We start from the raw sequence: 19,179 nt of genomic DNA on the forward strand, positions 1-19,179 counted from the left end.
ATTCAATCCGAACCGGTAATTCTCCAAGAGGCGTTGTGGCCCACCCTTCGAGACGCCCGCTGCGCGGGTCTCAGGGTGAGGGACCTGGTTTTTTCGACACGGCCGCGCGGGCAATTTTCCGCGCGGCCGCCGTCGAAAACTTAAGAACGCACTTCGGTGTCTTCCAGCGCTTCCACCACCTCGGCCTCATGCACGGGCGTATGCAATTCGGTCTCGTCCTTGGGCAGCAGATGCCGCGGGAGATAGAATCTGTTGGCGATCAGGGTCGGAATCACCGCCGTGCCGATGATGGCCGCGACCAACGCGGAATATTGGCCTTCGTCGATGATCTTGTTGGACAGGCCGAACAGCGCCGAAATGGTGCCGAAGGTGAGGCCCGAGGCCATCAGCAGGGTCGTGTACATGGCGTCCTTGTGAGGAGCCTTGAAAGCGCGCGCGACCGGATAGACGCTGACCACCTTGGTCGCCATTTCCACCGCGACCAAAGCGATGACCCCGAAAGGCGCCATGATCACCGTCGGGATCGAGACGAAATATCCCGCGCGGATAAAATAGAAAGGCGTCAGCAGGCCCATGGTGATCGCGCGCAGGCGCTTGACCAGCGCAGCGTCGCGCCCGACGCTCCCCGCCAGCGCCATGCCGACCAGATAGGCGGGCAGAACCGCTTCGCTTCCGGCCCAGACCGCCAGCGAGCCCAGCGCCATGAGGCAGAAGAACAGGAACTTGGCCTCGAACTCGGAAGGCTTGCCGCCGAACATCGCATAGGCGCGAGGCGTGATCCTCGGCAGGCCGACGAAGGCGCCCGCCAGCACGGCGGCGAAGAGAAGTGTCTTCCAGGTGAAGGGCGCAAAGACGAGGCCGAGCGTCACCACCGTGCCGAGGTCGGTGATGAAACAGGCGGCGAGAATGGTTTTTCCATATTCGACGCGGTTGAAGCCGAACTCCATCATCACCGTATAGACGACGGCGACCGAAGTGGCCGCAAGGGCGATGCCCGCCAACAGCGCGGGCGAGTTCTCCCAGCCGAGAAGATAATGCGCCGTGGCCCAGCAGCCGACCGACGGAAGCACGAAAGCTGCGACGCCGATAGCGGCGGATTCCTTCCATTTCAGCCGGAAGACGTCGGGGTCGAGCTCGGCGCCGGCGAGGAAGGTGAGCATGATCGCGCCTATGCCCGCCAGGGTCTTCACCCAGTAATCCTGAACGGAGAAGGCGGAATAGGCTCCGAAGGCGGCGAGGATCGACCCCACGACCATGCCGACGAGAATTTCGACGAGCGCCGAAGAAAGACGATATCTATGAGCGATGATGCTGGCCACGAGGGCCAGCCCGAACACCAGCGCAACCTGCGCCCAAATCCCGGCCATGTTGGTTTTCTCCCTATTTGTTCAGCGGACGTCGCTATTTATTGAAAAGGATGAGCGCCGATCGCCCTCGGCGAAGAGACGCGCGCAAGGGCCGGCGCGATCGGAAGCGAAGCCTCCGCGCCGACGGCGCTCTCGCGCCTTCTTTGAAGGCGCGTCGAAGACGATTGAGTTTTTGGGGCGCTGGTTTCGAGGCACAAAAACGGACTCCTGGCGCGAGAATCAACCAGGAGTCATCAGCCCCGAGGGCGGTTAAAGGCGAACTCCATCGCCTTGCACCCATCTAAGCTCAAGTCGCGTCTTTTTGTCAATTTTTTGATGGAGCGATGACTATTCGGTCGGCGATGAGGAGACCTGCACGGCCGCCCCGGCGCTCGTCGTGACCAGTTGAAGCTCCGCCTCCGTCCACACCGCTGTCCCCGTGAATGTCGGCGCCCCAGTGCTGTCCAGCGGCGCCGGCGCGAAGGCAGGGTTGGCATAATTCGCCCTGGGCCGGGTGTAACGCACCTGCCATTGCTGATTTGCCCCGGCCTTTTGCAGGCCGGCAAGCGTCATTTTGGGCCCTGCCTGATCCGCTTTCGTAGCAATGTCGATGTAAGTGCGGCTTACGAGGACATTGCGGGAGCTCGCCAAGGGGGCGCCGTCGTTGCTGGCCAGAATGACCGTGGCGAATTTATTCGTATTGGTCGTCGGGAAGCGCAAGACCTTGAGTCCGGCCGGCGCATTCCTGTCGAAATTGCCGCTGAAGGCTTCGGCTTGGGGCGACGAAACGGTCAGTTGCTGGCGCGCGACATCCTTGATGATCTGCCCGGTGTCCGAGACCAGAGGATTGGTCGGCAAAGTCGTCATATACTTTGCGCTCGCCTGGGTCCCGGGCACGGTTCCATAGGCTTTGCGGATGGCGGAGATATCCGCCCAGCCCGGCTTGGGCAGATATTTCGCCTTGGGCGGCCATTGCCCGGCGTCGTTGGTCCCGTCGGGCGAGTAAGGCGCGTCGACATAGATCGTGATCGGCGATGTGGACGGGGCGATCATGCCGTTGCGGAAGATCAGGCCGGCGGTCCGCATATGATCGAGCTTTTGCCCGTCCTGCCACAACCAGCCGAGATAATTGTTGTAATTGTCCGAGGCGGAATCGGGGTCCCGGGTGAGCGGAAACTCCTCGGCTTCCTTCACGCCCCAGCCATCCGCGCCCATGCCCAGGACGACATTGCTGTCGTCGATATAGAGGTTTCCGCCCTGGGTCGCCGAATACCAGGCGAAAGACGACCAATTGTGCAGGCTGCCATATGCGGCGGTGGCCACCATCATCATGCTGCGATGCATGGTGTCATTGGCCGTGTTGGCAGGGTCGTACCAGTCGAGCATATTGACTTCGCCGATCATCTGCGGCCGATCGACGAAAGCCTTTTGCGACGAAACCTCATATACGAAGTCGTTCAACACCCCTTCCGAAACGCCTTCGGAAGCATATCTGTGGCGTTGGCTGTCGGACCGCGTGAATCCTTCGACCACGAACGGGTCCATATAGGTGTGGTTGTCGCTATGCGACGACAGGTCGTGATCGAGCCTGGCGTCATCCTCGCTGCGCCACAGATTGGAAAAGCTCAGATTGATCGCATAACCGAGCGAAGCGATCTTCTGTTTCATTCGTTGGATGAATTTCTGATCGAGGCCGGTCAGAAAGGCGATAGCCTGCTGCTGTCGCGTGCTGGATCCGTTGACTGCCTGATACAAGTTGGTTCTGCTCTGCCCGCTGAACGCGTACCATGCCGACTGGATTTCGTTGTTGAAATAGATGATGGCGCCGAGGCTGGGCGGGAACGGGACGACCCCGCCGTCCGAATTGACGAGCCCGTCGAAATGATGTGCGTTTGCAAAAAGATAATAGGATGAAGACTCGTTGACGACCTCCATCGTCGCGACTTGCGTATTCTGGCCGTAGGCCAATGCGGAATAGGGGTTGACGTGCGTCAGCAGCGTTCCGACGAACTCCTCGTAGAGACGCGCGCTGCGCTCGTCGATGGCCGGCAGGAATTTCCATTTGTCGAACGTATTTTGCCAATAGCCGTTGCCATAGGTGGAGCCTGTGCCGGCATAGCCGCCGGTATCAATGTTGAACAGGTAATTGCCCCAATTGTTCATCGCAGAAATGGCGTTGCGCCAATTGGCGTCATCGGAGGAGTTGACGCTGTAGATCGCCTGATCGGCGGGCGTGAAGGTTCTGCCGAACTCAATGCTCATCATCAGGTAAATGCCGTTGCGCTGCAGTTCGGCGTTTAGAAAATCGAACCGATCCCATGCTCTCGCGTCGGCGCCGGATGGATAGGCGCGGCTCGTGCCCTGGGGAAATCCATTGCTGTCGTAACCATACGTCGCGAGAGATTCGATCGGCGTCTTACCGCCCTGAGTATTCAAATAATTGTTGTTGTCTTCAGACATCAGCATCTTGTGCCAGCGCACCAGATTGACGCCGCGCGCCGCAAGATTCTTAGCGAAGGCGGCGGCAGTGGCGTGATCGGGGTAGAATTCGACCAGATCCACACCCCAGAAACGCACCTGCTTCCCGCTTGGATCGATAAAGTTCTGGTTCTGGATCGTCAGCTTTGGCAAAGACGCCGGCGTCTGCGCGACCGAGACCCCAGATATAAAACTGAAAGCAAATGAAAAAACAATTCGCGACATGTTTTGCATGATTACTTCTCCGCGTGCGTATGATGCTGCGCGTAATGTAAATGCTACAACATTACTCAAGACGTTAGACTATCAATTCGGGTTGTCAATTGGTCATTTTGGCTCATGTTTTCTACAATTGTATAATTATTATATTTATTCAAATAGATTTCGATATTACAGAGCTATATCATGCTAATTTTAAACAAGCTGCAATTGCGGCAGACGCCTTTAAAGCTAAAACCGACCCGTCCTCGCTCGTGCAACCGCCTCTGCGCCGGACGCGAGACCTTACGCGACGGCCAAACCGGGCTTTGTTTCAGGGCGGGGACATCGGTTCGCAGCGCGGCGCATTCACCGCCGGGACGACGCCTTGGCGGCAGGCCGGTTTTGCGGAGGCCGGGGAGGCGCGGATGACGCCTGAGCCGCGGGCGCGGCGGCGTCTGCGGGCGTTGCGAGCGGGGACGCAAATTCGACGGGGCCGATCTGATCGAGAGCGAGGCGCAACGGCGCATCGGAAATCCGTATCAGCCCTTCGCCCTCCGATTCGAGATCCAGCGTGATCTCTATCGCGGTCGCCATCGCGAAAGCGAGAACGACAATGGTTGCGGATGCAACCCGGTTTCGCGGGCCGGAAAATCCGTAGCTCAGGAATACGACCGAAAGCCAGAACACCATCGTCGCCACGAAAAGCCACTGCACGCCGCCGGCGTCGCCCGAATATCTCAGCCACCGGAACGAGGCGAGCTCGTTGGAAAGGGCAAGCGCGGAAGAACGCAACCAGGTTTCGCGGTCGGTTGCGGGATGCAGATCGAGAAGAGAGACCTGAAGCCGGTTTATGCCCATGCCTTTGCGGGCGTCGTTGGGCTTGAATCCCTCCGCAGCGGCGTGATCGATCCTTTCAATGCCTCTGGCGACGAGGTAGCGCAGCAGTTCCCGGCTCTCTTTCGCCGGCGGACCGTATTTGGCCAGCATGGCGTCGAGCGCCATTATTTTTCCCGCGCTGTTCTCGAGTTCGTTGGCTCTTTTCTCGAAGCTCGAATTGGCCGAGGCGATGATGAGGCCCAGCGTCAAGGTGGAGAGAGCGACCAGCATCTCCCTCGCCTCCTCGATCAGCTCGCGGTTTCGGCCGGCGATCGCGCTTTGAGGCAGAAGGCGCGCGATTATGAAGCCGGCGAGCGCGGCTCCGATGAAACACAGTAAGGCGACAAGGCCGGTTGCGACGGGATTCACGGGAAGCGCCTTCGAGGTGTAACGGATATCGGCGGGCTGCATCGGATTTGCCGGCCGCCTCGATCACGAGTCCGGGCGAAACCTTAAAGCCGCGTAAACCCGTTTCGGAAAGCCGCGCCGCAGCCCCTCGAGACTCATCCTCGCGGCGGATGGGAGAAGACGATCCCCTTGATTTCCTCGATGCGCGCGGGCGATACGCCCTCGACCCTGCGGCTCTCGCCCGATTTTAGGACGATCCGCAGAACGTGGCCGGACTCGCTGTCGTAATCGGGAGCCAAACCGTCGATTTCAGCGAAAGGAAGCGTTTCCCGGCGTTCGAAGCGGCCGAAGAGCGCATCGAAAACGAAGCGTCGGCGGAAAACGAATTCGCGCGCGCCGGCGTCGATTTCGACGAAGCGCGCAGGCATCAGCAAAAAGAAAAGCAATACGAGACCGAAAAGCCAGACATGTTTGTCGCCGGCCCTGTCATAGAAGGCGAAGGCGATCCCGAGCGCAATGGCCAACGCCAGAAAGGTCATCCAGAAATTCGGCCGCGACACCGTCATTGCGTCGGACTGCTTTCCTGAATCGGTCATCTCGCGCCCCTGCGACGAAGAAATCGAAGGGGGTCAGCATAACGCGCCGGGTCCCGAATGGAAGCGGCGAAGGGAGATTGAACCCTGCCGGGGTCGGCGAGGCAAACGCCGGGCGCCGCCCCCGCGTCTGCAGTCCGGGCGTGCCGCTACTGGCAATTCTCCCGGTACCAGCGGCAATTGCCCTCGCCTTCTTCGCCGAGCTCATGCTTGTGCATGCAGGCTTTTCTCAGCTCCTCGCAACGCGCCGATCCATATGCGCCTTCTTCTGGATCAGTTCTGTCGCGGCGCGGCGGCTCCACGACCACCTGCGCAAAGGCCAGGGCCGGCGCCGCCACGCAGGCCGCGAGGGCGAACGCCAGGACATGTTTACGCATCGGCTTTCTCCTGCAATCCCAGCCGCAGGAGATAACCAGCCTTGCTCGGTAATGTTCCATGCCGTTTTTATGTTCCGGCAGACCGGCTTCGAACCGGCGAGGAAAGGATCCGCCGGTCCGCCTGGAACCCCGCCGTCACTCGCTGGTCTTCTTGTCTTTCGCCGCATCCATCAGCCGCTTCTCGTCCTCGGGCGTCAGCTTGGGGCGATCGATCGTCAGCGCGATCTTGTTGATTTTGCCGTTGAAAGCGAAGGGCGGCTGGTAATCGACGTCGTTGACGCCGGTCAGCGTATCCGAGCCGATGTCGAGGCTTTCGTCGAATTGCAGGATGAAGGGGATCGAGCGCTCCATCTTCTGGCTCGCGACTTCCTTGCCGTCGATCTTCAGCACGCCGGTCCCTCCGCGCCCGATGCCGCTGACACTGCCGAACTGGAGCGTGCCTATGCCCAAACCGTCGTATTTGAAATCGAATTCGATCTCGTGATGTCCAGGCGAAAGCTGCGGGCCCTCCCAGCGCTCGCGCTTCAGATCCACGAGATTCCAAAGGAAAACCGGCTTGCCTTTGAGGATGTAGAAGCCATAACCGCCGAAGCGCCCGCCCTGGGTGATGAGCATGCCGTCGCCGCCGCCCTTGGGAACTTCTATGTCGGCCTTGAAGTTGTAGGATGCGTTCAGGATCGACGGGGCGTCGCCGTTGGGAATGCCCGTCATCGGCTCGGTCCAGGCGAACTCGTTTCGGCCGGCGGTGATGCTGGGCTTGGGCGTGATGGCGCGGGCGACGAGCGAATTATCCAGCGGGAAGACCTGATATTTCTTGGCCTCCTGCGTGAACAGCTTTTGAAGCTCCTTCAGCTTCTTGGGGTTCTTCGCGGCGAGGTCCTCGGTCTGGGTCCAGTCGTTGCGGAGGTCGTACAGCTCCCAGGGCAGCGCCATGAGATCCACTGGCGGGGCCAGATTTTCCCATGGGTAGCGGGAGACTTTGGTGCTGGCGATCCAGCCGTCGCTGTAGATGGCGCGGTCGCCCATCATTTCGAAATATTGGGTCTTGTGCCGGCTGGACGCGTCGGCGTTGTTGGCGTCGAAGGTGTACATCAGGCTGACGCCTTCGATCGGAGCCTGCTTGACGCCGTCCACGGTCTCCGGCGCCCTTATATGTGTCGCCTCCAGAATGGTCGGCGCAATGTCGATCATGTGATGAAACTGGTTACGGACGCCGCCCTTGTCCTTGATGACCGCCGGCCATGAGATCGCCATGCCCTGACGCACGCCGCCGAAATGCGAGGCGATCTGCTTGGTCCAGGAGAAGGGCGTATCCAGCGCCCAGGCCCACGGCACCGCCATGTGGTTATAGGTCTGATCGGTGCCCCAGACATCGTAGAAATTTTTCAGCTGTGCTTCGACCGGCGGATTGACGCCGTTGAACATGGCGATTTCATTGGGCGTGCCGATCATCGTGCCTTCGGCGCTGGTGCCGTTGTCGCCTTCGATATAGATGATCAGCGTATTTTCGAGCTTGCCGATATCTTCGACGGCCTGGATCACCCGGCCGATCTCATGGTCGGTATAGGCGGCGTAGGCGGCGAAGACTTCGACCTGCTTGAGGAAGAGTTTCTTCTCGTCCTCGTTCAGGGCTTCCCAGCGCTTCAGCAGTCTGTCCGGCCAATCGGTGAGCTTGGCGTTCTGGGGGATGACCCCAAGCTTCTTCTGGTTCTCGAAGATCTCCTCGCGCAGGGCGTTCCAGCCCTTGTCGAAGAGATGCATATCGCTGATCTTCTTTACCCATTCCGGCGTCGGATGGTGCGGGGCGTGCGTGCCGCCCGGCACGTAATAGACGAAGAAGGGCTGATCGGGCGTCAGCGCGTTCATGCGCTTGATGTAGTCGATGGCGTCGTCCGCCATGGCCGTGGTCAGGTTCCAACCCGGCTTGCCCATGAAGGGATAGATCTGGGTTGTGTTGCGGAAGAGATTGGGCTGCCACTGATTGGTGTCGCCGCCAACGAAGCCGTAGAAATATTCGAAGCCCATGCCGGTGGGCCATTGGTCGAAGGGGCCGGCTTGGCTCGCCTGAAACTCAGGCGTGTTGTGATCCTTACCGAACCAGGAGGTATGGTAGCCGTTGTCCTTCAGGATTCGCCCGATCGTCGCCTTGTCGCGGGTGATGATGGAGTCATAGCCGGGGTAGCCCGTGGCCTGCTCGGCGACGACGCCGAAGCCGGCGGAATGATGGTTGCGCCCGGTGATGAGCGCGGCGCGCGTCGGCGAGCACAGCGCAGTGGAATTGAAATTGGTGTAGCGCAGGCCGCTGTTGGCGATGCGATCCAGCGAAGGCGTCGGGATCACGCCGCCGAATGTGCCCGCGACGCCATAGCCGGCGTCGTCGGTCATGATCAGCAGGACATTGGGCGCGCCCTGGGGCGGCACGACGCGCGGCGGCCAATAGGGCTTTGAGTCTTTGAGCGTCTCGCCGATCTTGCCGCCGAATTTGAAGGGCGGCGGGGGCAGCTGTTTTCCGTCGAGGGTGACGGTGGCGTCGGGCGCCCCGGGCGTCCCATGAATCTGCTGAGCCGAGGCGGCCGTCGATCCGAGATTAAAGGCTATCAATATAACCAGGCCAAATACGCGCATCCTCGCCTCCGAATCTGGTAATGGCGCTATTCTCCGCCGACCCCGCGATATCTGTCAATTAAACGCTTGGTCGTGGGAGGCCCGTCAGGCAGGCGGGCGGCGAGGCGCAGGCTTGTGCGGCCGGGCGGAAGAAGCCACAGTAACGGGACTCCGGAGCCGCGAAGGACTCTTCATGTCGATTGTTTTCCGATTGGCGATCGCCTCTGTTTTCATGTTGATCGCCGTCGTCGCGAAATCGCAGGAGAAAGACTTCGTCGGCTCCGCCGCCTGCGCCCAATGTCACAAGGCCGAGCACGACTTTTGGCTGCAGTCGCAGCACAAAGCCGCCATGCAGGAGCCGACCGACGCGACCACGCTCGGCCGCTTCGACGGCGCGACATTCAAAAAGGACGGCGGCGAAACGCTGTTTTCCAAGAAGGACGGCAAGTTCGTCATCCGCACGGAAGGTCCCGACGGAAAGCCGGCCGATTTCTGGGTCAAATATGTCTTCGGCGTTCATCCGCTCCAGCAATATCTGATCGAGCTTCCCGGCGGGCGGCTGCAGGCCTTCGGAATCGCCTGGGATTCGCGTCCGCCCGAGCAAGGCGGCCAGCGCTGGTTCGATCTCTATCCCGACCGAAAGCTCGCCGCCGGCGATCCCCTGCATTGGACCGGGATCGACCAGAACTGGAATTATCAATGCGCCTGGTGCCACTCCACCAATCTGCGTAAGAATTACGATCCCGGCTCCGGCGCCTTCGCGACGACCTTTTCGGAAATCAGCGTCGGCTGCGAGGCCTGTCACGGGCCCGCAGCCAAGCACATCGCCTGGGCCGCCTCCCCTTCGACGTCTGCGCCAAATCACGGCTTCGCCATCAGCCTCGCGCGCGGGGGCGCGAGCTGGCGCGCCGAGGAAGGCCACGAGACTGCGACGCGGAACGGGCCGCCGGCGAGCGACAAGGAGGCGCTGGCATGCGCCGGCTGTCATGCCCGACGCCAGCAGTTTTCCGACGATCCTTTGGCCGTTACGCGCTTTTTCGACGCCTTCCGCCCGTCGACGCTGGACTCGGGGCTCTATCACACCGACGGCCAGCAAAGGGACGAGGTCTATAATTTCGGCTCCTTCATGCAGAGCCGCATGCATGAGGCCGGCGTCACATGCTCGGATTGTCACAACCCGCATTCGGGTAAATTGCGTCTTTCCGGCAATGCGGTCTGCGGACAGTGCCACGCGGAAAAGACTTTCGATGCGCCCGCGCATCACCATCACACCCAGGGCTCCGCCGGGGCTCAATGCGCAAGCTGCCACATGCCCACGACCAACTATATGATCGTGGATGCGCGGCATGATCACTCCATGCGCATTCCGCGCCCCGATCGCACCGCTTCCCTCGGAACGCCCAACGCCTGCAACCAATGCCATGCCGACAAAAGCCCAGGCTGGGCGGTCGAGGCGCTGAAATCCTGGGGCGCGGGATCAAAGCCGGGCGCGCAGCGCTTCGCGGAAGGCTTTCGCCTCGCCGACGCCAATGGGCCCGGCGCGCAAGGCGCCCTTGCGGGGATTGTCGCCGACCCCGGCCAATCGGGAATCGCGCGGGCCAGCGCCTTGCAGCGCCTCGGCCAGGCGCCGACCGCAGCGGCGCTGGAAACCGCGCGTGGCGCGCTGTCCGACAAGGAGCCGATGGTGCGCGCGGCCGCCGTCGCCGTTCTCGCAGAGGCCGAGCCGGCGACGAGGCGCGAGGCGCTCGCGCCGCTCCTCACCGATCAAACGCGACTCGTGCGCATGGACGCCGCCCGCGCCCTCGCCGGCGCGCCCGAGGCGGGGCTTTCAGACTCCGAACACGCCGCTTTCGACAAGGCGCTCGCCGAATATGAAGCCGGGCAGCGCTTCAACGCCGAGCGGCCGGAAACGCAGGCCAATCTCGGCGCGCTCGCCCTTGCGCGGGGAAACACTGATGCGGCGCGCGCCGCCTATGAAAAAGCGCTGGCGCTCGATCCGACATTCGCGCCCGCCGCAATATCTTTGGCCGAGATCATGCGCGGCGCCGGCGACGAGGCCGGCGCAGAGGTCGCGTTGCGCAAAAGCATCGCGCAAAATCCCGGATCGGGCGCGCTGGCTCATGCCTTGGGCTTGAGCCTGATACGGCAGAAGCGGCTCGGGGAAGCAATGACGAGCCTGGAGCTGGCGGCGCGCCTCGCCCCGGAAGACCCCCGCATGGTCTATGTCTATGGCGTAGCGCTTCATGAAACCGGCGCGGCGGATCAGGCCATCGAGATGCTTTCGCGGGCTCTCGCCGGCCATCCGTTCGACCGCGATATTCTCGCGGCGCTCGCCTCCTATGAAATGGAGGCCGGAAATTACGCCGGCGCCCTGCCCCATGCCGAACGCCTCGCCGAACTGGAGCCGGAGGATCGGTCAATCAAGGACATGGTCGCCGAGTTGAAGGCGATGATCGGAAAAGGGGGGCGGCAGTAGAGGAAATCAGGAATTAAAACGGGCTAAGAAAATCTTCGGCTGTGGCCGGAGCCCTACCTGATGAATTTGATGGCGGCGAGGATAAGACCTGCCAGCGCGAGCTGCGCCACCGCGAGCCCGCGGAGGATGTCGAGTTTGAGATCGGCCACGGCCTCTTTCAGATCGCTTTTCGTCACAAGCTCTTGCCCGGTCGCCTCAGCGAAGGCTTCGGCGACCGCCTTTGCCTGGGCATGCACAGTCGTCACGGTCTTCTCCAGAACGCTCGCAAGTATGCCGCGGATAGTTTCGCGGCGGGAGAGGCCGCCTGAATATGAGACCTCAGCAGGAATTGAAGCGGTGACGCCTCCCGTGTGAAGGGAAAGCTCCTAAAACCGCTTTGCTGTATCACCCCGTGATGCAGGGTCATTGCGGAGATGTATCGCCATGTGATACATAGCCCTGCGGAGCGCGCGGGGAATGATCCGGTCATTCAGGGACGATGCGACAGAGGCTCTCTTCAACGGGCGGCTTCCAAAAGGCTTCCCCGCGGATGTGCTGAAGGTCGCCCGTCGCAAGCTGGCGATGGTCCACGCGGCGGCCCGCCTGGATGACTTGCGCATTCCGCCCGGCAACCGCCTTGAAGCCTTGTCCGGCGATCGGGCCGGGCAATATTCGATCCGCGTGAACGACCGCTGGCGCATCTGCTTTGTCTGGTCGGACGCGGGCGCCGAAAATGTAGAGTTCGTCGATTACCACTGAGCCGTTCCAGGGAGGGGGCTCCAATGGGTAAAAAGATGGAAGTCGTGGAGACGCTCCCGCCCATGCATCCCGGCGAGGTGCTGCGGGAAGAATTCCTGGAGCCGCTCGGCCTCGCCGCCGGCCGCGTGGCCAAGGCCTGCGGCGTTCCGCGCACGCGCATCGAGCGCATCGCCAACGAAGAAACCGGGATAACCGGCGACAGCGCCGCGAGGCTCGCCCGTTTCTTTGGAACCAGCGCCGAGTTCTGGATGAATTTGCAGACGCGCTACGATTTGCAAACGGTCGAGCGCGACGCCGCCGAGGAGCTGGAGAGGATTGCGCCTTTCGAGCCAGGGGCGGCGTGCTGACGCAGCGCGCCAACTGCGCGATCTGCAGCGCGTTAAACGGAATCTTTAATTTAAATGGTGGGCGGCACAGGGATTGAACCTGTGACCCCTCCCGTGTGAAGGGAGTGCTCTCCCGCTGAGCTAGCCGCCCATCGCCATGCGGCGAAGTCCGTTTCGTTTACGTGGCCGGGGGCGGTTTCGTCAAGAGGCTGTGCGCCTTCGAGCCGAAAGTCGGTCAAAATCCTGCCATACGGGAGCTCGACTGTAGGCTGCGGTCCGGCGTCTCCCCCGCTGCAAACAGAACGGCGAATAAACATGCGATCCCTTTTCCTTGCGACTTTTTTGATTCTCGCCGGCCTCGTCGCCCCCATGACGCCGCTCCAGGCCCAGGAGGCGCAAAACCCCCGCTTCAAAGCCGTCGCTTTCGATTATTTCGTCCTGTTCGACGCCAACTCCATCCTGCCCGAGGTCGAGAAGGCTTTTCCCGGCAAGGGGGCGGATTTCGTCAAGCTGTGGCGCTCCAAGCAATTCGAATATTGCTTCCTGCGCTCGCTAACTGGTCGGCACGAAGATTTCTTCAAGGTGACGGAGGACGCTCTGGTCTATGCGGCCAAAGCCATGAAGCTCGACCTGCAGCCGGAGACGCGAACGCGCCTCATGAACGCTTATCTCGCCCTAAAACCCTGGCCCGATGCGCTCGACGCCTTGCAAAAGCTGAAAGCCGCGGGCGTGCGGATCATCACCATCGCGAATTTCAGCCCGAAAATGCTGCAGGCTAATGCGAAAGCCGCGGGGCTCTCCGATCTCTTCGACGAGCTGCTCAGCACCGAGACCAACGCCAGCTTCAAGCCCGAGCCGCGCGCCTATGAACTCGGCGTGAAGAGGCTCGATCTCCGGAAAGACGAAATCCTGTTCGCGGCCTTCGGCGGCTGGGACGCCTATGGAGCCAAGAGCTTCGGATATCCGACCTATTGGGTGAACCGGTTCAACCTGCCGGCCGAGGAACTGGGGCTTCAACCGGACAAGACCTCGCAGGATCTCGCCGGGCTGCTCGCCTTCGTCCTCGGGCGGCCGTAACCGCAGCCAAACCGCCCCCCATTTTGACGCACGCGCCCCGAAGACGTTATGCTGCGCCGCACGCGCGCATGCGCCCGCACAGCAGGAGGCCCGCCATTCCTCTCGCATTCGGCGTCGCCCATCTTTGGACGGTCGATCTCAGCCGCGGAGACTGGCGCGAGCAGAGCCTCGCCGTTCTCAGCGTCGAGGAGCGCGAGCGCGCCCTGCGCTTTCGGCAAGAGAGCGACATGCGCCGCTACGCCGTCGGCCGCGCCGCGCTGCGGACGATTCTCGGAGGCTATCTCTCCACTCCGGCCCATGAGGTCGCCTTGGCCTATGGCCCGCACGGCAAGCCTTCGGTCGCCGGCTCGGGGCCGCGGTTCAGCTTTTCCCACTCGGACGATCTCGCCGTGGCCGCCTTCGCCAGCGACGCCGAACTCGGCGTGGACGTCGAACGGCTGGACCGCGAAGCGGAGGTCGACACTGTCGTCTCCGGTTTTGCATCGAAGCTCGAGCGCGAGGCCTTCGCCGCTCTGCCGGCGGAGGCGCGGCGGCCCGCTTTTTTTCGCTGGTGGACGCGCAAGGAGGCTCTCGCCAAGGCGGCGGGGCTCGGGCTGTCGCTGCCTTTCGAATCTTTCGATGTTTCGATTGCGGCCGGCGATGCGCGACTGCTCTCAACCCGCCTCGCCGAGCTCGGCGGCGCCTGGATGCTGAATGAGTTCGAGCCCGCGCCGGGCTTTATCGGCGCTCTCGCCTCCTATGGCCAGCTGACGAAAATCGAAAGCTTCGCCTTTTAAAAGGCTCACGTCTCGCAGCGCTCGGTCCGCGCAGGCGCCGCATCGATTGCAGGCTCCGACACCGGTCGCCGAACGCCCACGGCGAGGCTGCGCAGCGAATCATAGATCGGCGCCTCGCCGGCGAGAGTCGGCGCGATCATGGCGCAGAAGCAGGAAGCCAGCATCGGCAGAAGCAGAGTAGCGTCCGAGGTCATCTCGGTGACGAGCGCGATCCCGGTGAGCGGCGCCCGCACGACCGCGGTGAAGAAAGCCGCCATGCCGACGACGGCGAACGCGACCGGCTGGATAAAGAGGCCGGAAAACGCAAATTTGCTCGCCTCGCCGAAGATCATTCCGAGCTGCGCACCAAGAACCATCATCGGCGCAAATATGCCCCCCGGAGTCCCGGTGGCGTAGGACGCCGGGCCGAGAGCGAAACGCAGGCAGAAAACCAGACCGAGAGCGGGAAGAGACTGCGCCCCCCACAGGAGTTTCTGGGTGATCGCGTCGCCGCCGCCGACGAGCTGGGGCGCGAACCAGCCTATCGCCCCGATGGCGGCGCCGACCAGCGCCGCAGTCAGCCCCGGCGCAAAGCGGTCGATCTTCCGGGCGAAGGACAAGGCCCCGAGAATCGCCCTGCAATAGATCACCGCGGCGACGCCCGCGAAGGCCCCGAAAAGGAAGTAGAGCGGGCTCGTCAGCGGATCGGCGAAGGCCAGCTCCTCGACGTGAAACTCCGCCGCCGGGCCGAGAATCGCTTGCGATACCCAGATGGCGGTGGCGGAAGCCCCGAGCGCGGCGATGGCGATATGAAGCTCGAACTCGCGCACCAGCTCTTCGAGCACGAAGATCGCGCCCGCCACGGGCGCATTGAAGGCCGCGGCGAGTCCGGCGCCGGCGCCGGAAGCGATCAGGACGCGGCGCAGTTTCCACCGCAGACCGAAATATTCGCCGGAAATATTGGCTATGGAAGCGCCCATCTGCACGCTGGGCCCTTCCCGCCCGAGCGCGAGGCCCGAGCCGATCGCCAGCAGACCGCCGAAGAATTTCACCAATATCAGCCCCGGCGGAGACGGCGGCGCATTGCCATGCAGCACGTTTTCGACATGGGGAATGCCGCTGCCCGAGGCATAAGGCGAAAAGCGCCGCACCAGAAAGGCCGCCGAAGCGGCGGCGGCGGCGCAGATGACGACCGCCAGTGCGAAGCCGACGACGGCGTGCGCATGCGCCCAGAGGAAGAAGGCGTCGCGGAAACGGTCGGCATTGATCAGCAGGAATTTGAACGAGGCGCTGACGAGACCCACGGCCGCGCCGACGAAGAGCGAGGCGGCGGCGATGGCCAGAAGCTCGGCGTCGAACCGGATCCGATACAAGGAGCCGCCGGCCCGCGGCTCGTCTGCTCTGTGGTCGTTCATCGCAGCTCCACGCGCGCGCAGGCGGTAATCCTGGCGTCCCCCCGCCCGTCAATATCCGGCGCTGCTTGGGCCGGGCGCATCAGCCCAGCAGCGCCCTCGCTGCGTCCCAAAGCTCGTCGTAATGAGAGATCACGCGATCGGGGCCCAGCTCGCGCACCGAGGGCAGGCTGTAGCCGAAATCCACCGCCACCACCGGCGCGCCGGCGTTGCGGGCAGTGTCGATGTCGGTCTTGGAATCGCCCACCATCACGGCCCGGGCGGGATCGCCGCCGGCCAGCGCTATGGTTGAGAGCAGGGTGCGACCATCGGGCTTGGAAGTCGCAAAGGTCTCGCGGCCGCAGATGGCCTGAAACAGCGGCGCGACGTCGAGGCGGTCCAGCAGAAGTTTCGCCAGCCGCTCGGTCTTGTTGGTGCAGACGGCGAGGTTGAAGCCCGCCTCCTTGAACCGGCCCAGCGCCGCGCGCGCGCCGGGAAAGAGCCGGGTCTCGTCGTCGATGTGTTCTTCGTAATGGGCGAGGAAATCGTCGACCAGCGGCTGAACGCGCTCTTTCGGCAGCGGCGCCCCGCCGGCGGCGAAGCCGCTCTCGATGAGCGCCCTCGCCCCTGCCCCGACCATCACCCGCGCGACCTCGTTTGCGTGCGGCGGCAGCCCTTCGCGCGCCAGCAGAACATTCAGCGTCGAGATGAGGTCCGGCGCCGTGTCGGCGAGCGTGCCGTCGAGATCGAAGATGATAATGGGGGAAAGGTTGGACATGGCCTGCGGCTTAAACGCCTTGTCGCGACCAAGCAAGCGGAGAACTTCGCGCCTCGCCCTTCGAGACGCCCGCTATCGGGTGAAGATTAAGAGCGTCTGGCGTAGGCACACATTTCTCCCGGAAGCCGTCATGACCGGGCTTCAGGGGAATCGGATGAAGGGCCATCCCTCCCCCTTGCGGGGAGGGCGGAGCGCGCAGCGCGACGGGTGGCGGTAAATAGCGAAAATTACAGCAGAAAGTCACCCTGCGCCGCCGCCTGAAGCGTTGGGCGCATTCTTATCGCAAAAGTCTGTCAACTTCTGCGGAATGCGCCCCGGCGGCGGCCCTCCCCCTCAAGGGGAGGGTAAGCGCCCTTCGCCCAATCGCCCCGCCTGCTGCGGGCCTTACTGCGCCGTCTTCTCCGGCAGGTTCACCCTTATATGCAGTTCGCGCAGCTGCTTGTTGGTGGCCGGAGAAGGCGCGCCCATCAGCGGGTCCTCGGCGCGCTGGTTGAGCGGGAACAAAGTCACCTCGCGCAGGTTTTCCTCGCCGGCCAGCAGCATGACGATGCGGTCGACGCCCGGCGCGATGCCGCCATGCGGCGGGGCGCCATATTGGAAGGCGCGATACATGCCGCCGAATTTTTCGATGAGCACGTCCTCGTCATAGCCCGCGATCTCGAAAGCGCGGCGCATGATGTCGGGACGGTGGTTTCTGATCGCGCCCGAAGACAGCTCGATACCATTGCAGACGATGTCGTACTGCCAGGCATAGATGTTGAGCGGATCTTCCATGTCGAGCGCGTCGAGCCCACCCTGCGGCATGGAGAACGGGTTGTGCGAGAAGTCGATTTTCTTCTCTTCCTCGTTCCACTCGTACATTGGGAAGTCGACGATCCAGCAGAACTCGAACACGTCGGTCTTGGAGAGGCCGAGTTCCGAGCCGATCCGCTGCCGCGCCGCGCCGGCGAGCTTGACCGCGGCGCCCTCCTCGCCCGCCGAGAAGAACACGGCGTCGCCGGCCTTCACGCCGGCCTTGGCGGCGATGGCGGCCTGAGCCTCGGCAGGGATGAATTTGGCGATCGGCCCCTTGCCGGAAAGCGCGCCGTTCTCTTCCTCGAAGATGACATAGCCGAGGCCCGGCGCGCCTTCGCCGCGCGCCCAGTCGTTGAGCTTGTCGAAGAAGCTGCGCGGCTGGCCGGCGGCCCCCGGCGCCGGAATGGCGCGCACGGTCTTGCCCTTGAAGGCCTTGAAGGAGACGTCCTCGCGGGCGAATTCTTCCGAAACGTCGACGATGACCAGCGGATTGCGCAGATCCGGCTTGTCGGAGCCGTATTTGAGCATCGCCTCTTTGTACGGAATGCGCGGGAAGCTCTGCGTCACCGGCTTGCCGCCCGAGAATTCTTCAAACAGCCCGCGCAGCACCGGCTCGATGGCGGAGAAGACGTCCTCCTGGGTGACGAAGCTCATCTCGACGTCGAGCTGATAGAATTCGCCGGGCGAGCGGTCGGCGCGGGCGTCCTCGTCGCGGAAACAGGGCGCGATCTGGAAATAGCGGTCGAACCCAGCGACCATCAGCAGCTGCTTGAACTGCTGCGGCGCCTGCGGCAGCGCATAGAACTTGCCGGGGTGCAGGCGCGAAGGAACCAGAAAGTCCCGCGCGCCCTCGGGCGAGGAGGCGGTCAGGATCGGGGTCTGGAACTCGAAGAAGCCGCCCGCTTTCATGCGGCTGCGCAGGCTGTCGATGATCGCCGAGCGCAGCATGATGTTGCTGTGCAGCTTGTCGCGGCGCAGGTCCAGGAAGCGGTATTTGAGTCGGGTTTCCTCCGGATAGAGCTGATCGCCGAACACCGGCAGCGGCAGCTCGGCGGCCGGGCCGAGAACCTCGATGTCCTTCACATAAACCTCGATCAGGCCCGTGGGCATGTCGCGGTTTTCGGTGCCGGCCGGGCGCAGGCGAGCCTCGCCGTCGAGCCGGACAACCCATTCCGAACGGAGCTTTTCCGCCTGGGCGAAGGCCGGCGAATCGGGATCGACCACGCATTGGGTCACGCCATAGTGGTCGCGCAGGTCGATGAACAGAACGCCGCCGTGGTCGCGGATGCGGTGGCACCAGCCGGAAAGACGGGTCGTATGGCCGGCGTGGGCTTCGCGGAGGTCTCCACATGTGTGCGAGCGGTAACGATGCATTTTTTCAGGTCTTCTCGGCTTGAACGGGGGCGCGCGCGTTTTCGCGCTTTGGCGCGGAACAGCGCATAGAGCGGGCGGCTCTGTCAAGGCGGGGGATGAGGAAAGGGTGGCCTTTACCCTCCCCTCGAGGGCTATCGTATGCACACGTCTCGAAAGTCGCCAGCCCCGTCATGGCCGGGCTTGTGCCGGCCATCCACGCCACGCGACTGATAAAAATTTGAAATATATTGATATTCTCGCGCTTCTGCGAAGCGCTTTCAAGCGGCTGGAGGACGACCGTCGCCATTGCGAAGCGACGCGCAACTTCGCAAGAAACCCCAGCGTCCCGGCGTGGATGGCCGGCACAAGCCCGGCCAAGACGGCTCCCGGGAAAGATCTGTGCATTCGCTAGCCACGCAGGGGGGACGCGCCGCCCACTCTGAGCGATACCGTTTCCCCTTCGCCCCCGCCCTCACCTTTTGAAAAAAGCCTCCGCCGCGGCGCTGGCGGCCTGTTTGGCCTCACGGGCGGCCTCCAGCCGGGCGATTTCCGCCCGCAGGGCTTCGATGCGCTCGTCGATCTCGCGCAAGGAAAGCGTTTCCAGCGGCTGGCCCAGCGCATGGGTCGGCGCGGGGCGGGGTTTGTCGTCGGGGTCTTCGGCCATAAA

16 protein-coding genes, 1 tRNA gene and 1 riboswitch are annotated in these 19,179 nt (G+C 62.8%); of the genes, 5 read left to right on the forward strand and 12 right to left on the reverse strand.

The window, feature by feature from the left end:
• Positions 1 to 140 precede the first annotated feature (140 nt).
• From H2LOC_RS09245 to H2LOC_RS09270, 6 genes are all read right to left on the reverse strand, one after another.
• Positions 141 to 1,367, reverse strand: a complete 1,227-nt coding sequence (locus H2LOC_RS09245; RefSeq protein ID WP_136496141.1) for a cation:proton antiporter — start codon at positions 1,365 to 1,367, stop codon at positions 141 to 143.
• A gap of 217 nt (positions 1,368 to 1,584) precedes the next feature.
• A riboswitch (Fluoride riboswitch) is annotated at positions 1,585 to 1,646 on the reverse strand.
• Positions 1,647 to 1,694: 48 nt separating this feature from the next.
• A complete protein-coding gene (locus tag H2LOC_RS09250) occupies positions 1,695 to 3,977 on the reverse strand; it encodes a hypothetical protein (RefSeq protein WP_136496142.1) in 2,283 nt (760 codons plus the stop codon).
• A 414-nt stretch (positions 3,978 to 4,391) separates the two neighbouring features.
• On the reverse strand, positions 4,392 to 5,312 hold the full coding sequence (locus tag H2LOC_RS09255; RefSeq protein WP_136496143.1) for a bestrophin-like domain: 921 nt from the start codon (positions 5,310 to 5,312) through the stop codon (positions 4,392 to 4,394).
• A 92-nt stretch (positions 5,313 to 5,404) separates the two neighbouring features.
• Positions 5,405 to 5,845 carry a hypothetical protein gene (locus tag H2LOC_RS09260; RefSeq protein ID WP_136496144.1) on the reverse strand — a complete coding sequence of 147 codons (441 nt, stop codon included), beginning with the start codon at positions 5,843 to 5,845 and terminating at the stop codon, positions 5,405 to 5,407.
• A 146-nt stretch (positions 5,846 to 5,991) separates the two neighbouring features.
• Complete coding sequence (locus tag H2LOC_RS09265) at positions 5,992 to 6,219, reverse strand: hypothetical protein (protein WP_136496145.1); 228 nt, start codon at positions 6,217 to 6,219, stop codon at positions 5,992 to 5,994.
• A 135-nt stretch (positions 6,220 to 6,354) separates the two neighbouring features.
• Positions 6,355 to 8,844 (reverse strand): arylsulfatase, encoded by a 2,490-nt coding sequence (locus H2LOC_RS09270; RefSeq protein WP_136496146.1) that lies wholly within the window; start codon positions 8,842 to 8,844, stop codon positions 6,355 to 6,357.
• A 172-nt stretch (positions 8,845 to 9,016) separates the two neighbouring features.
• On the opposite strand from H2LOC_RS09270, the gene H2LOC_RS09275 reads away from it, so the two are divergent.
• The gene (locus H2LOC_RS09275; RefSeq protein WP_136496147.1) at positions 9,017 to 11,299 is read left to right on the forward strand and encodes a tetratricopeptide repeat protein; all 2,283 of its coding nucleotides are present in this window, start codon (positions 9,017 to 9,019) and stop codon (positions 11,297 to 11,299) included.
• Between the two features lie 53 nt (positions 11,300 to 11,352).
• On the opposite strand, the gene H2LOC_RS09280 is transcribed toward H2LOC_RS09275, so the two are convergent.
• Positions 11,353 to 11,544, reverse strand: coding sequence for a hypothetical protein (locus H2LOC_RS09280; RefSeq protein ID WP_246207093.1), 192 nt, complete (start codon positions 11,542 to 11,544; stop codon positions 11,353 to 11,355).
• A gap of 211 nt (positions 11,545 to 11,755) precedes the next feature.
• On the opposite strand from H2LOC_RS09280, the gene H2LOC_RS09285 reads away from it, so the two are divergent.
• A complete protein-coding gene (locus H2LOC_RS09285) occupies positions 11,756 to 12,037 on the forward strand; it encodes a type II toxin-antitoxin system RelE/ParE family toxin (RefSeq protein WP_136496149.1) in 282 nt (93 codons plus the stop codon).
• 23 nt (positions 12,038 to 12,060) lie between these two features.
• Positions 12,061 to 12,384 carry a HigA family addiction module antitoxin gene (locus H2LOC_RS09290; protein ID WP_136496150.1) on the forward strand — a complete coding sequence of 108 codons (324 nt, stop codon included), beginning with the start codon at positions 12,061 to 12,063 and terminating at the stop codon, positions 12,382 to 12,384.
• Positions 12,385 to 12,439: 55 nt separating this feature from the next.
• Here H2LOC_RS09290 and H2LOC_RS09295 read toward each other — a convergent pair.
• Positions 12,440 to 12,514 (reverse strand) — tRNA-Val (locus tag H2LOC_RS09295).
• A gap of 164 nt (positions 12,515 to 12,678) precedes the next feature.
• Here H2LOC_RS09295 and H2LOC_RS09300 point away from each other — a divergent pair.
• Positions 12,679 to 13,440, forward strand: coding sequence for a haloacid dehalogenase type II (locus H2LOC_RS09300; RefSeq protein ID WP_136496151.1), 762 nt, complete (start codon positions 12,679 to 12,681; stop codon positions 13,438 to 13,440).
• Between the two features lie 68 nt (positions 13,441 to 13,508).
• Positions 13,509 to 14,216 (forward strand): 4'-phosphopantetheinyl transferase family protein, encoded by a 708-nt coding sequence (locus H2LOC_RS09305; RefSeq protein WP_136496152.1) that lies wholly within the window; start codon positions 13,509 to 13,511, stop codon positions 14,214 to 14,216.
• 5 nt (positions 14,217 to 14,221) lie between these two features.
• On the opposite strand, the gene H2LOC_RS09310 is transcribed toward H2LOC_RS09305, so the two are convergent.
• From H2LOC_RS09310 to H2LOC_RS09325, 4 genes are all read right to left on the reverse strand, one after another.
• A complete protein-coding gene (locus tag H2LOC_RS09310) occupies positions 14,222 to 15,610 on the reverse strand; it encodes a ClC family H(+)/Cl(-) exchange transporter (RefSeq protein WP_136496153.1) in 1,389 nt (462 codons plus the stop codon).
• Positions 15,611 to 15,689: 79 nt separating this feature from the next.
• A complete protein-coding gene (locus tag H2LOC_RS09315) occupies positions 15,690 to 16,364 on the reverse strand; it encodes an HAD-IA family hydrolase (RefSeq protein ID WP_136496154.1) in 675 nt (224 codons plus the stop codon).
• Positions 16,365 to 16,748: 384 nt separating this feature from the next.
• The gene (gene aspS, locus H2LOC_RS09320; protein WP_136496155.1) at positions 16,749 to 18,533 is read right to left on the reverse strand and encodes an aspartate--tRNA ligase; all 1,785 of its coding nucleotides are present in this window, start codon (positions 18,531 to 18,533) and stop codon (positions 16,749 to 16,751) included.
• Between the two features lie 451 nt (positions 18,534 to 18,984).
• Positions 18,985 to 19,176: a DUF1192 domain-containing protein gene (locus H2LOC_RS09325; protein WP_136496156.1), complete on the reverse strand. Its 192-nt coding sequence runs from the start codon at positions 19,174 to 19,176 to the stop codon at positions 18,985 to 18,987.
• Positions 19,177 to 19,179 lie beyond the last annotated feature (3 nt).

Origin of the sequence: Methylocystis heyeri, from assembly GCF_004802635.2 — a bacterium.
Lineage (GTDB): Bacteria > Pseudomonadota > Alphaproteobacteria > Rhizobiales > Beijerinckiaceae > Methylocystis > Methylocystis heyeri.

Bases quoted from the DNA above. Each gene is read 5' to 3' on its own strand.
- H2LOC_RS09285 (WP_136496149.1), top strand. From the start codon at position 11,756: ATGATCCGGTCATTCAGGGACGATGCGACAGAGGCTCTCTTCAACGGG.
- H2LOC_RS09315 (WP_136496154.1), bottom strand. From the start codon at position 16,364: ATGTCCAACCTTTCCCCCATTATCATCTTCGATCTCGACGGCACGCTC.
- H2LOC_RS09325 (WP_136496156.1), bottom strand. From the start codon at position 19,176: ATGGCCGAAGACCCCGACGACAAACCCCGCCCCGCGCCGACCCATGCG.
- H2LOC_RS09245 (WP_136496141.1), bottom strand. From the start codon at position 1,367: ATGGCCGGGATTTGGGCGCAGGTTGCGCTGGTGTTCGGGCTGGCCCTC.
- aspS (WP_136496155.1), bottom strand. From the start codon at position 18,533: ATGCATCGTTACCGCTCGCACACATGTGGAGACCTCCGCGAAGCCCAC.
- H2LOC_RS09270 (WP_136496146.1), bottom strand. From the start codon at position 8,844: ATGCGCGTATTTGGCCTGGTTATATTGATAGCCTTTAATCTCGGATCG.
- H2LOC_RS09260 (WP_136496144.1), bottom strand. From the start codon at position 5,845: ATGACCGATTCAGGAAAGCAGTCCGACGCAATGACGGTGTCGCGGCCG.
- H2LOC_RS09310 (WP_136496153.1), bottom strand. From the start codon at position 15,610: ATGAACGACCACAGAGCAGACGAGCCGCGGGCCGGCGGCTCCTTGTAT.
- H2LOC_RS09265 (WP_136496145.1), bottom strand. From the start codon at position 6,219: ATGCGTAAACATGTCCTGGCGTTCGCCCTCGCGGCCTGCGTGGCGGCG.
- H2LOC_RS09300 (WP_136496151.1), top strand. From the start codon at position 12,679: ATGCGATCCCTTTTCCTTGCGACTTTTTTGATTCTCGCCGGCCTCGTC.
- H2LOC_RS09255 (WP_136496143.1), bottom strand. From the start codon at position 5,312: ATGCAGCCCGCCGATATCCGTTACACCTCGAAGGCGCTTCCCGTGAAT.
- H2LOC_RS09305 (WP_136496152.1), top strand. From the start codon at position 13,509: ATGCGCCCGCACAGCAGGAGGCCCGCCATTCCTCTCGCATTCGGCGTC.
- H2LOC_RS09275 (WP_136496147.1), top strand. From the start codon at position 9,017: ATGTCGATTGTTTTCCGATTGGCGATCGCCTCTGTTTTCATGTTGATC.
- H2LOC_RS09290 (WP_136496150.1), top strand. From the start codon at position 12,061: ATGGGTAAAAAGATGGAAGTCGTGGAGACGCTCCCGCCCATGCATCCC.